General features: G+C 32.8%; 11 protein-coding genes and 1 pseudogene. 10 read left to right on the top strand and 2 right to left on the bottom strand.

Going from position 1 to position 13,220, the window contains the following annotated elements:
* From J7M77_RS03350 to nspC, 5 genes and pseudogenes are all read left to right on the top strand, one after another.
* A pseudogene (locus J7M77_RS03350) lies at positions 1-750 on the top strand (arginine decarboxylase); the annotation flags it as partial.
* Between the two features lie 2 nt (positions 751-752).
* Complete coding sequence (gene speE / locus J7M77_RS03345; protein WP_296875992.1) at positions 753-1,604, top strand: polyamine aminopropyltransferase; 852 nt, start codon at positions 753-755, stop codon at positions 1,602-1,604.
* Positions 1,594-2,454: an agmatinase gene (speB, locus tag J7M77_RS03340; protein WP_296875990.1), complete on the top strand. Its 861-nt coding sequence runs from the start codon at positions 1,594-1,596 to the stop codon at positions 2,452-2,454. The genes speE and speB overlap by 11 nt, the downstream gene beginning before the upstream one ends.
* Complete coding sequence (locus tag J7M77_RS03335; RefSeq protein ID WP_296875988.1) at positions 2,455-3,657, top strand: saccharopine dehydrogenase family protein; 1,203 nt, start codon at positions 2,455-2,457, stop codon at positions 3,655-3,657. It begins immediately after the preceding gene.
* Positions 3,657-4,766, top strand: coding sequence for a carboxynorspermidine decarboxylase (gene nspC / locus J7M77_RS03330; RefSeq protein WP_296875986.1), 1,110 nt, complete (start codon positions 3,657-3,659; stop codon positions 4,764-4,766). The genes J7M77_RS03335 and nspC overlap by 1 nt, the downstream gene beginning before the upstream one ends.
* 54 nt (positions 4,767-4,820) lie before the next feature.
* Here the strand turns inward: nspC and J7M77_RS03325 are convergent, their stop codons facing one another.
* The gene (locus J7M77_RS03325) at positions 4,821-5,702 is read right to left on the bottom strand and encodes a MurR/RpiR family transcriptional regulator (RefSeq protein WP_296875984.1); all 882 of its coding nucleotides are present in this window, start codon (positions 5,700-5,702) and stop codon (positions 4,821-4,823) included.
* 14 nt (positions 5,703-5,716) lie between these two features.
* Positions 5,717-6,583 (bottom strand): HAD family hydrolase, encoded by an 867-nt coding sequence (locus J7M77_RS03320; RefSeq protein ID WP_296875981.1) that lies wholly within the window; start codon positions 6,581-6,583, stop codon positions 5,717-5,719.
* Between the two features lie 135 nt (positions 6,584-6,718).
* Here J7M77_RS03320 and J7M77_RS03315 point away from each other — a divergent pair, with 135 nt between their 5' ends.
* The 5 genes from J7M77_RS03315 (at position 6,719) to uvrB (ending at position 13,162) form a co-directional block, all read left to right on the top strand.
* Positions 6,719-7,540, top strand: a complete 822-nt coding sequence (locus J7M77_RS03315; RefSeq protein ID WP_296875979.1) for a putative manganese transporter — start codon at positions 6,719-6,721, stop codon at positions 7,538-7,540.
* 86 nt (positions 7,541-7,626) lie between these two features.
* On the top strand, positions 7,627-8,592 hold the full coding sequence (locus J7M77_RS03310) for an L-lactate dehydrogenase (RefSeq protein ID WP_296875977.1): 966 nt from the start codon (positions 7,627-7,629) through the stop codon (positions 8,590-8,592).
* A 34-nt stretch (positions 8,593-8,626) separates the two neighbouring features.
* Positions 8,627-9,385: an N-acetylmuramoyl-L-alanine amidase gene (locus J7M77_RS03305; protein ID WP_296875975.1), complete on the top strand. Its 759-nt coding sequence runs from the start codon at positions 8,627-8,629 to the stop codon at positions 9,383-9,385.
* Positions 9,386-9,605: 220 nt separating this feature from the next.
* Positions 9,606-11,063: a S41 family peptidase gene (locus J7M77_RS03300; RefSeq protein ID WP_296875973.1), complete on the top strand. Its 1,458-nt coding sequence runs from the start codon at positions 9,606-9,608 to the stop codon at positions 11,061-11,063.
* 125 nt (positions 11,064-11,188) lie between these two features.
* Complete coding sequence (gene uvrB / locus J7M77_RS03295) at positions 11,189-13,162, top strand: excinuclease ABC subunit UvrB (protein ID WP_296875971.1); 1,974 nt, start codon at positions 11,189-11,191, stop codon at positions 13,160-13,162.
* Positions 13,163-13,220 lie beyond the last annotated feature (58 nt).

The following is a 13,220-nucleotide window of genomic DNA, read 5'->3' as shown; positions in this document are numbered from 1 at the left end:
TCATTTTTGCTTTTAGGTCCTAATGTTAATGCTGATTATGTTCGTCAAGTAATTAATTTGACCCAAACAACTAGTGGATCATATTTATTAATGGTAAGTTTAGATATGTCACGAAAAAATCTAGCTTTAAATGGTCAAAAGATATTTCATAAAGTACGTTCTTTAGCTCGTTATGCTAGAGAGGAAATTAATCAAATCGGTGATTACTATGCTTATTGTCGTGAGTTGATCAATGGTGATAGTGTTTATGATTTTGACGTTACCAAATTATCAATCTTTACTTTAGATGTTGGCTTAGCTGGAATTGAAGTTTATGATTTATTACGCGATGAATATGGGATTCAAATTGAATTTGGTGATATCGGTAATGTTTTAGCTTATATTTCAGTAGGTGACAGTGAAGCTAATATTGAACGCTTAGTTGGGGCTTTATCAGAAATTCGGCGCCGTTTTAAAAAAGACCGCAGTGGTATGTTAGATCATGAATATATTAATCCTGAGGTCGTGATTTCACCACAACAGGCGTTTTATGGTGACAAAGAATCAGTAGCTTTAGATGATAGTATTGATCGGGTATGCAGTGAGTTTGTTATGTGTTATCCACCAGGAATTCCAATTTTAGCACCAGGTGAAAGAATCACTAAAGAGATTCTAGATTATATCAAATACGCCAAAGAAAAAGGGTGCTTTATGACTGGACCTGAAGATATGGAAATAAATAAATTAAATGTATTAGTAGAAAGGAAATAATAATGGAGTTATGGTTTACAGAACGCCATACCAATGGTGTTAATTTTTCAATTAAAGTAGATCGTCAGCTATTTAGTGGACAAAGTGAATTCCAGCGAATTGATATTTTCGATTCCAAAGAATTTGGACGTTTTCTTGCTTTAGACGGTTATATGATGTTGACAGAAAAAGATGAATTTATATACCATGAAATGATCGTTCATGTTCCCATGGCAGTATTACCAAATGTAAAAAAGGTATTAGTTATTGGAGCTGGTGATGGTGGTGTGATTCGTGAATTATGCCGTTATGAAACAATCGAAACAATTGATATGGTTGAAATTGATGAATTAGTTGTCGAAGTGAGTAAAAAATATTTACCAACGACAGCCTGTTGTTTTGATGATCCGCGCTTAAATATTTATTATCAGGATGGATTGAAATTTGTTCGCAGTAAAGAAAATGAATATGATTTGATTATTGTCGATTCAACTGATCCATTTGGACCGGGTGAAGGATTATTTACTAAAGAATTTTATGGTAACTGTTATAAAGCCTTAAATGAAACAGGAGTTATGGTTAATCAGCATGAAAGTCCTTTTTATGCAGTTGATGCTCAGGCAATGCAACGGGCGCATAAACGAATCGTTGAAAGTTTTCCGATTTCTAGAGTTTACCAGGCTCATATTCCAACCTATCCATCGGGACACTGGTTATTTGGCTTTGCTTCGAAAAAATACCATCCAATCAAAGATTTCCAAAAAACAAAATGGAATGCTCGTGGGATGAAAACAAAGTATTATAATACTGGAATTCATGTCGGATCATTTGCATTACCTAATTATGTAGAGGAGTTACTAAGAGATGTGGAATAAAAATATTGAAACATTTATTGGTTTAGATGCTTCATTTGATGAAGCAAAATGTGTGGTTTTTGGCGCACCCATGGATGCAACAACATCGTTTCGACCAGGAACGCGATTTGCTTCAACAACGATGCGCAAAGAATCATTTGGTTTAGAAACTTATAGTCCTTATCAAGATAAAGATTTAGAAGAAATTAAAGTTTTTGATGGCGGTGACTTGGAATTACCTTTTGGCGCTCCACGTAAAGCATTAGATATGATCAAAGAAACAACAGCTAAAATCTTAGCAGCCAATAAGATACCATGTATGATTGGTGGCGAACATTTGGTTAGTTTAGGAGCGATTGAAGCAGCAGTTGAAAAATATCCCGAATTACGAATTATTCACTTTGATGCGCATACTGATTTACGAGAAGAGTATTTAGGTGAAAAATTATCACATGCTTCGGTAATAAAAAGAGCTTATGATTTAGTTGGTGATCATAAGATCTATCAATACGGAATTCGTAGCGGTGAACGAGAAGAGTTCTATTTTGCAAGAGAACATACTTTTTTAAATAAATTTAATTTTGATAATTTAGATAAAGCAATAAACGAATGCCAGGGCTATCCTGTTTATTTTACGATTGATCTCGATGTTTTAGATCCTGGGTTTTTCCCCGGAACAGGAACCCCAGAAGCTGGCGGGGTTAGCTTTATGGAATTGTTAGCAGCTATTTTAAAAGTTAGTCAGTTAAATGTTGTAGCTATGGATATTAATGAATTAGCACCAGTTTATGATCCTAGCGGGGCTTCAACTGCTTTAGCTTGTAAAGTACTTAGAGAATTATTATTAGCGATAAATAAAGGAGAAAAATAAATGAAAAGAACGTTAATTATTGGTTGTGGTGGTGTTGCATCAGTTGCCATCCACAAATGTTGTCAAAACAGTGATGTATTTGAAGAAATTATGATTGCTTCAAGAACAAAAAGTAAATGTGATAAGTTAAAAGAAGAATTACAAGGAAAAACAAAAACAATTATTCATACAGCTAAAGTTGATGCCAACAATGTTGATGAATTAGTGGCTTTAATGCAAGATTTTAAACCAGAAGTTGTCTTAAACTTAGCCCTTCCTTATCAAGATCTAAAAATTATGGATGCCTGCTTGATTGCGGGATGTCATTATATTGATACGGCCAACTACGAACCTGAAGATACAGCTAAATTTGAATATAGTTGGCAATGGGCATATCGCGAAAAATTTGAACAAGCTGGTTTAACTGCAATTTTAGGTTGTGGGTTTGATCCAGGCGTTACTGGTGTTTTTAGTGCCTATGCTTTAAAACATCAATTTGATGAAATTAATTATATTGATATTTTAGACTGTAATGGTGGTGATCATGGTTACCCATTTGCGACTAATTTCAATCCTGAAATTAATATTCGTGAAGTTTCAGCTAATGGAAGTTACTGGGAAGATGGTCATTGGGTGGAAACAAAACCAATGGAAATTAAACGTGAATATGATTTTGATCAAGTTGGTAAAAAAGATATGTATTTATTACATCATGAAGAGTTAGAATCATTAGGAATTAATATTCCGGGAATTAAAAGAATTCGTTTCTTTATGACTTTTGGTCAAAGTTATTTAACTCATTTAAAATGTTTAGAAAATGTGGGAATGACTTCAATTGAACCAATCGAATTTGAAGGAAAACAAATTATTCCATTACAATTTTTAAAAGCTGTTTTACCAGATCCAGCTAGTCTTGGACCTCGTACAGTTGGTAAAACAAATATTGGATGTATTTTCCAAGGTAAAAAAGACGGAAAAGATAAAACATATTACTTGTATAACGTTTGTGATCATCAAGAATGTTACAAAGAGGTTGGTAGTCAGGCAGTAAGTTATACTACTGGTGTACCAGCAATGATTGGTGCAATGTTATTATTACAAGAAAAATGGAAAAAACCTGGTGTTTATAATGTTGAAGAATTTGATCCTGATCCATTTATGGATGCTTTAAATAAATGGGGATTACCATGGATTGAAAACTTTAATCCAGTATTGGTGGATTAATGAAAACGCCGTATTATTTAATTGACGAAGAACTTTTAATCGAAAACTTAAAAGTTCTTCGCAAAGTTAAAGAAAAAACCGGGTGTAAGATTCTCTTAGCTCAAAAATGTTTTTCAATGTTTAGTGTTTATCCACTAATTGGTAAATATTTAGACGGTACGACCGCAAGTGGTTTATTTGAAGCAAAACTCGGCTATGAAGAAATGAAAAAAGAAAACCATGTATATAGCGGGGCATATCGCGATGATGAAATTGAAGAAATCATGGATATTTGCGATCATGTCGTTTTTAACTCGTTTAATCAATGGCAACGGTATCGTACTTTAGCTAAAGAAAAAAAAGTTTCTTGTGGAATTCGCATTAATCCCGAATGTTCAACCCAGCAAGATCATGAAATTTACGATCCTTGTGCCAAGTACTCACGAATGGGAGTAACGATCGATAATTTCGATGAAAGCTTATTAGAAGGAATTGAGGGATTACATTTCCATACTCTTTGTGAACAAAATAGTGATGATTTAGAAACGACAATCAAGGCTGTTGAAGCTAAATTTGGTAAATATCTTGGCCAAATGAAATGGTTAAATTTTGGTGGTGGACATCATATTACTAGAAAAGATTATGATCTTGAACGTTTAATCAAGATCATTAATGAAATCAAAGCTAAATATCAAGTTGAAGTTTATTTGGAACCAGGTGAAGCAATCGCTTTAAATGCGGGATTTTTAGTTACTAGCGTGCTTGATATCATTCATAATGGCATGGATATTGCCATTGTTGATACTTCAGCTGCTTGTCACATGCCCGATGTTTTAGAAATGCCTTATCGTCCTGATATTATTGATAGTGATTTGCCCAATAAAAAAGCATATACTTATCGTTTAGGTGGGCCAACTTGTCTAGCTGGTGATATTATTGGTGATTATTCGTTTGATCAGCCATTAGAAATAGGTCAGCAGTTATGGTTTAAAGATATGGCTATTTATTCAATGGTAAAAAATAATACATTTAATGGGATGAACTTACCAAGTATTGTTTTAAAACAAGGCAATCAATTACGTCTAATCAAAGAATTTGGATATCAGGATTTTAAACAAAGATTATCGTAAAAAAAACTATCTGCGGATAGTTTTTTGTTTTTAAATTATTACCTAGGTAATAATTTAATCATCTTCAATTAAAGAATTATCAGATTTACGGTAAAGATCAAAACCTTTAGTAGCTGTTAATTTTTGCTGCTGATGAGATTTAAAATCATCATTAAAAATATTAACATACAAAATATCCAGTAATAATAAAGTCGCTAAATTCATACTAAAACTTCCTAAATTATTGACTAATTTTTCTTTAGAAGCAACATATAAAACGTGACTGGCTAATTTTGATAAAGAATTTTTACCATAGCTAGTAATTGCAATGATTGGAATATTTCGTTCTTTTAGTTTTTCAACCCCACGCAATAAAGACTCCACTTCACCAGAATAAGAAATAATGATGAATAAATCGTTTTTATCGGCAAATAAAGCCCGATAAAAAATTTCATTCATGCGTGTTTCCACCACAACGTTTTTACCAATTTTCAACATCTTATCTTTAAACGTTTTAGCTAAATCCGCCTGAACTCCAGCTGAATAGAGATAAATTACTTGACTTTGTTTTAAAGCATTGATTGCATTTTGTAAACTGTCATGATCAAGTAAGACTAATGTATCATCGATTATTTCATGATATAAAGAACCGATTTTGTTGGCAACAACGATATTTTTATCATTGTATTTAAAGGGGTAATTAGGATCAATGGTATCAAAATGAGATTTTAAATAAGCAATTTCTTGTAAATAAGCTTCTTTAAAATCGTTAAAACCTTGATAACCAATTTTTTGACAAAAACGGGTTATCATTGATGGACTAGTATAAAGCTGATTAGCGATATAATGGGCACTTTGATTTTTAATATGATCTTGATTTTCTAATAAATATTCAGCAATATTAATTTCAACATTAGTAAAATTTGTTTTTTCATGCAATCGATCACTTATTAACACTGTTTTCATCTCCTTTACATTTCTTGATTATCTAAGGGGAATAATCTTTGCAGGCAATCCAATACACCTTCTTGATCATTAGTTTTTAATGAAGCATAACGAGCTTTAGCTAAAGTTTGTGGTAAGGCATTTTTCATTGTAATTCCAATTTGCGCCTGCTTTAATAATTTTTCATCATTACCGCCATCACCAAAAGCTAAGACTTGGGTTAATGAAAGATTTAACTGTTGGCATACATATTTAACGGCATTGTCTTTACTAACATCATTTTTCACTAATTCAATACACATCGAACCAGTACGATAAAGATGATATTGATTTTTAAAACGGTGATTAATTTCTGTTTCTATTTGATCAAGTTTTTTAGGAAACGCTAAAAAACATAATTTACCCAATCGCTGCCAGTTGATTTGCTTAAAATCATGATAAAAAACAAGATCATAATATCGCTTAAAAACAAGCTTGATTAGTGGTGTAAATGGATAAATCCAAGAATTTACAAGATGCTGATATTGATTTTGATAATTGGCTCTTAGATTTACTTTAAACTTTTGTCTAAGTGCTATTAGCTGATTTAGATCATTTGTTTCTAAATAACTAAACTCATGTATTTTATTGCTGGCTAATTCATATACTGATAATCCATTACAACAAATCACATAGCCACCGTATTCACGCATTTTTAACTGTTTGATATAAGGTTCTAATTCATAATAAAAACGGCCGGTTGCTAAAACAAGAGTGTAATGTTTTTGTTGCAGTTTGATTAAGTAATTAACAGTATTGAAACTGATTTGTTTATGATGATTAAGTAAAGTACCATCTAAATCACAAACGATTAATTTTATTTGGTTGATTTTTGTTTGTTCTATTTGTTTCATTTTATTAGTCCTTTGTTATAAAAATTATAGCTAATTTTTATTTTAGCGACAATGGGTAATAATAAAATATGATAATATTATTTGGAAAAATCAAATGATTGTGTTAGACTAGTGAACTATAAAAAGGAGGAGTTTATGGAGTTATTAATTGAACCGATTGAAGAATCACTAATGAGTATACCAGTTTTATTTCTGGCATATTTAATAGTTGAACATATATCTAATCAAAATGCATTAAACAAAATCATGGAGTTTGGAAAAGTTGGTCCGTTTATTGGTGCAATTTTAGGAAGTATACCGCAATGTGGATTTTCAGTGGTGGCTTCAAGATTATATTCGATGCGTTATCTAACCATGGGAACATTATTATCGATCTTTATGGCTACAAGTGATGAGGCTTTAGCCATTTTAGTAGCCCATCCCAATTTATGGACCATGATGATTATTTTGATCGTTTTAAAAATTGTTCTAGGAACGGTTACTGGAATCATTGTTGATGGTTTTAATCATAAAGGAAAAGATGATTATGAATATCTTCAGGTAGAACCATGTGAATGTGGCTGTCAGGAAAGTATCTGGTTACCAGCTATTCGCCATACAATCACTACTTTTATTTTCATTTTATTAACTAATATTGTTTTTACGGTTTTAGTTGAAATGGTTGGAGAAGCAACGCTAACTAATTTATTACAAACTCACTGGATCTTCCAGCCTCTTGTAGCCGGACTTATTGGCTTTATCCCTAATTGTGCGGGTTCAGTCATTTTAACGCAGCTTTATGTAGCAGGCGGATTAAGTTTTGGGGCTTTGGTTACCGGACTAACAACTAGTGCCGGGGTAGGAACTTTAGCTTTAATTAGATATAATGAAAATAAAAAAGATACGTTTAAGATTTTATTAATTTCTTATTTAGTTGCTTTGACAATCGGCTATATCTTGATTACAATTTTTAAATAATCTATCAGGCGATAATATTTATCGTCTTTTTTGTATCTTTTTTTAAACTTTGGCAACAATGATTAATAGCTAAAGGAGATTTTGAGATGCAAAAAAATAAAGATATAAAAAAAGTTGCTTTAATTGGAACCGGATTAGTAGGAATGTCGATGGCTTATTCTTTATTAAATACGGGTGATGTCGATGAACTGGTTTTAATTGATTTAGATGAAGAAAAAGCTCGTGGTGAAGCAATGGATATGGTTCATGGTTTGCCTTATAGTAAAACTAGTATGAAAGTAAAAGTCGGCAATTATGAAGATTGCAAAGATAGTGATATCGTTGTTATAACGGCAGGAGCTGCCCAAAAACCCGGACAAACACGCTTAGAGCTTACGGAAATCAATGCAAAGATCATGAAATCGATTACTAATCAAATTATGACATCAGGTTTTGATGGTATTATTATTGTTGCCAGTAACCCTGTTGATTTAATGACGTATGTCGTAAAAGAAGTATCTAAATTACCAGCTAATCGTGTCATTGGCAGTGGAACAATTTTAGATACCGCTAGACTACGTTATTTATTAGGTGAGTATTTACATATTGCATCAACGAATATTCATGCTTATATTTTAGGGGAACATGGTGATTCTTCATTTGTACCTTGGATGAATACTTATATTGGCTGTAAAAGTATGATGGAATATATCGTTGAAATGAATATTGATATGAACGAGATGCATAAAATATATGTGGAAGTAAGACAGGCAGCTTATGAGATAATTAAACGAAAGAATGCTACTTATTATGGAATTGGGTTATCATTAAAAAGAATTATTAAAGCCATTATGTCTGATGAAAATGCTGTTTTGACAGTATCTGCCTATCAAGAAGGACAATACCATCATAATGGTCTATATATTGGTGTACCAGCAATCATTAATCGCCAGGGAATTGTCAAAGTTATTAGTTTGCCATTAAATGATGTTGATCAAAAGAAATTTGATCATAGCTGTAATACTTTAAAAGAAATTATTATTAATCAATTAGATTTTATCATAAATAATTAAATTATGTTATAATGAGGGAAAAGCGGGAGGAATTATGAAAAAGTTATTATGTTTTTTTCTCATTATATTAATGATTTCCGGCTGTCAGACAACTGCAAAACCAGTTAAATCAAAAGCCAAAAAACAAGAACAGGAAGGGGCAGTTGCAAAAGAGGAAAAAGTTGAAAACCCTAATATTATTGTTATTGATGCCGGGCATCAGCGTTATGGAAATAGCGAAAAAGAACCGATTGGTCCTGGTGCCAGTGAAACTAAGGCAAAAGTAACAACCGGAGCGACAGGGACAACAACTGGAAAACTGGAGTCCGAAATCAATTTAGAAGTAGCCTTTAAATTACAAGAGAAGTTAGAAGCTAAAGGTTACCAGGTAATTATGGTACGCACTAGCCAGGATGTAAATATTTCCAATAGTGAAAGAGCAGCAATTGCTAATGCTAATAATGCAGCAGCTTTTATCCGGCTTCATTGTAATAGTGATGATTCAAGCAGTGCCAAAGGTACACTTACGATGGCACCATCATCATCAAATAAATATTGTGCTAATATTGCTAGCGCTAGTCAAAAGTTATCAAAAAGCGTAGTTGACCATATTTGTGATGAAACAGGCAGCAATAATCGTGGCGTGATCATTACAGATACGATGAGTGGGATCAACTGGTGTCAGGTTCCTGTAACGATTGTCGAAATGGGGTTTTTATCAAATCCTAGTGAAGAAAAGCAGCTGATTGATAGCAGTTATCAAGATAAAATTGTAACGGGGATCGTTAAGGGAATTGATGAATTTTTAAGTTAAGATTGGATATACATTTATCCAATTTTTTCTTTTAACTATAAATCACATATTATTTTATAATCTTTTTTATTTTTTACTAAAAAATATTTAGAGTTTATGCTAGAATAATAAATTGTGAAGAAGAGTTTAACATAGCTAAACTGGTTTTATAATAAGTCAGGATGATGACTACCTGAAAGACGAAAGGAGGCAGTCGAGTTTAGTCAGCTTGATTGGTTAAATGGAAGATTTTATTCGCCCACCCCAAAATCAAACACCAGTAAATAAACCTCGTAAGAAACATCATTATAAAGAAACTGTCTTTATAATTTGTATGATTATTTGCTTGGGAATCGGTTTTGTATCTGGTTATTTTGCTAAAGGGAGCAGTCTTAGTAATACTAACAATACTAATGAAAACAGCGTAATTAACGAAGCCTATCAAATTTTAGAAGATAACTGGTATAACACTAGTGATGAAGATGTAGATATTCAAGGTAATACCATTGCAGCATTAGTTGCTTCGCTTGGAGATAAACATAGTGAATATTTTACTTTTGATGAAGCTAAGGCATTTAATCAAAGTGTTGATGGAAATTATGTGGGAATTGGTGTCGTTCAGCGAGCCGTTAGTCAAGGATCAATCATTATTGAAGTTTATGATAATACCCCAGCTAAAAAAGCAGGTTTACAAGTTGGTGATATAATTTGTGGTGTTGATGGTAAAGATGTTGCCGGTAAAGATGTTAGTGAAATATCTAATTTAGTTCGCGGTAATGAAAATACCAGCGTTACTTTGACTGTTCTTCGTAATAACGAAAAAATCGATATCAAAGTAAATCGTGAAAATATTGATAGTGCCGTAAGCAGTGAAATTAGAACCAATAATAATAAACAATTTGGTTATGTGCAAATAAATACATTTGGAACCACAACAGCCAAAGATCTAAAAGCAGCATTGGAAACTTTTAGTGAAGCTAACTTAGATACTTTAGTTATTGATTTGCGTGATAACGGTGGTGGCTATTTAGTGGCTGCTCAGGATGTACTAAGCCTGTTTTTTGAAAAAGATAAATTATTATTCCAGATGGAATCGAAAAATGGTTCGGTTGAAAAATATTACGCTGATGATAGTGAAACTTATAATTTTATAAATGGTTATATTTTAGTAAACGGGGATACGGCATCGGCTTCTGAAGTAGTTGCTGGCGCTTTACAAGAACAATTAGGTTATAAATTAGTCGGTGATCAAACTTATGGTAAAGGAACCGCCCAAACGCAAAAGCAGCTAAGTGATGGTTCCGTATTGAAATATACTTATGCCCGCTGGTTGCTTCCAAGCGGTAAGTGGATCAATGGTGAAGGTTTAACGCCAGATTATAATGTAAGTAATGTTGATACTAGTGAAATTACTTCTAAGAGTTTAGAAACTGATTTACAATATGATAGTGTTGCCAGCCAAGTGGCTGCGATGCAAAAAATGTTGAATTGTTTAGGTTATCCTTGTGATCGTGATGATGGTTATTTTTCAAGCCAAAGTGAAACTGCTTTAAAACAGTTTGAACAAGATAATCATTTAAACGCTGATGGAATTTATAGTGATAGTGATCGTCAAATTTTAGAAGCAAAAGTATTAATTTATGCCAGTGCTTTTGAAAACGATTATCAATATCAAAAGTTAATGGAATTAGTAAAATAACTATGGTTTAAGATCATAGTTATTTTTTATGTATTTATCCTAGCATAGATAGGATAGTAGTGGGCATAATTCTTTTAAGTTTGCATGTTTCTTGTTATAATAGAGAGGACATAGGAGGTGTTTTTATGCCAGATTTTAAATTAGTTTCCCCATTTAAACCAATGGGAGATCAAATTAGTGCAATTGAACAATTATTAAAAGGAATAGAAGCTGGTAAAAAGGAGCAAGTATTATTAGGAGGAACGGGAACGGGAAAGACATTTACGGTTTCTAATGTTATTGCTGCGGCGAAAAAACCAACTTTAGTTTTAGCTCATAATAAAACATTAGCGGGACAGCTATATTCAGAGCTAAAAGAGTTCTTTCCAGAAAATCGGGTTGAATATTTTATTTCTAACTTCGATTTTTATCAGCCAGAAGCTTATATTCCTGGACGGGATTTATATATTGATAAAAATGCTAAAACTAACTATGAAATTGAAATGCTTAGAAGTGCTGCTATGAATTCATTGATTGAACGTGATGATGTAATCGTAGTAGCTTCAGTTGCTTCAATCTATGGTTTAGGAAACCCTCAACAATATAAAGAAATGATTTTTTCTTTGCGCGTTGATCAAGATATTGATCGCCGTGAATTATTAACTTATTTAGTTGACCGTCAATATCAGCGTAATGATATTGAACAAACTAAAGGGACTTTTAGAGTTCGTGGTGATGTAATTGAAATTGTCCCTGGACATAGTGAAAACTATTTAATTCGAATTGAATTATTTGGCGATACCGTTGAAAGAATCAGCGAAGTTGATCCTCTTACGGGACATGTTTTAGGGGTCTATAAAACATATACGATCTATCCTGCTTATGGTTATGTTACAACGAAGGAACAAACATTAAAAGCCTGTGATACAATTACTGCCGAATTAGAAGAGCGTCTAGAAGTTTTTAAACAAGAAAATAAATTATTGGAATACGAACGTTTAGAACAGCGAACTAGACATGATGTTGAAATGTTAAGAGAAGTAGGAATGTGTCCGGGAATTGAAAATTATTCACGGCATATTGATGGTCGAAACCCAGGACAAAGACCATATACATTATTGGATTATTTTCCTAAAGACTTTTTATTGATCGTTGATGAAAGTCACGTTATGTTACCACAAATTAGAGGAATGTTTAATGGCGATCGTTCGCGTAAAGAAACTTTAGTTGAATATGGTTTTCGGTTACCTAGTGCTTTAGATAATCGACCATTACAGTTTGATGAATTTGAAAAACTGATCAATCAGGCAATTTATGTTTCCGCTACACCTGGTGATTATGAATTAGAAAAAGTAAATCATCAGGTAGTTGAACAGATCATCCGTCCTACTGGTTTGTTAGATCCAATCATTGAAGTACGTCCAACCAAAGATCAAATTGATGATATTATCAATGAAATTAAACTTCGTCAGGAACAAAATGAACGTGTCTTGATTACCACTCTTACAAAACGAATGGCCGAAGATTTAAGTGCCTATTTAAAAGAATTAGGAATTAAAGTAGCCTACTTACATAGCGATACTAAGACATTAGAAAGAACGGAGATCTTACGGGATCTAAGACTCGGAAAATATGATGTTTTAGTGGGAATCAATCTGCTTAGAGAAGGATTAGATTTACCAGAAGTAAGTTTAGTTTGTATCTTAGATGCTGATAAAGAAGGCTTTTTACGAAGTGAACGTTCATTGATTCAAACGATTGGTCGAGCAGCTCGTAATAGTAATGGTAAGGTAATCATGTATGGTGATAAAATAACGGAGTCAATGGGTTATGCAATTGAAGAAACCAATCGGCGTCGTCAAATTCAAAATAAATATAATCAAGAACATAATATTATTCCAACTACGATCCACAAAGAAATTCGTGAAGCTATTCATGGTCAGGAAGCCATTGATGATGCTGCCAGCTTAGTTAAAAAAGGTCGCCGTGCCAGCAAGAAGGATAAGCAGGCAATGATCCATGAATTAGAAAAACAAATGAAAGATGCTGCTAAGATCCTTGATTTCGAACGAGCAATGGAATTAAGAGATATTATCTTGGAGTTACAAGGTGAAAAATAAGTTTGTTTTTAATCCTTTAGTAAACCAAATCTTTCAGGCTATAGATAATCAAGGTGGT

Origin of the sequence: Thomasclavelia sp., assembly GCF_017889095.1 — a bacterium.
GTDB lineage: Bacteria > Bacillota_I > Bacilli_A > Erysipelotrichales > Coprobacillaceae > Thomasclavelia.
This window is presented reverse-complemented; position numbering and strand designations above follow the sequence as displayed.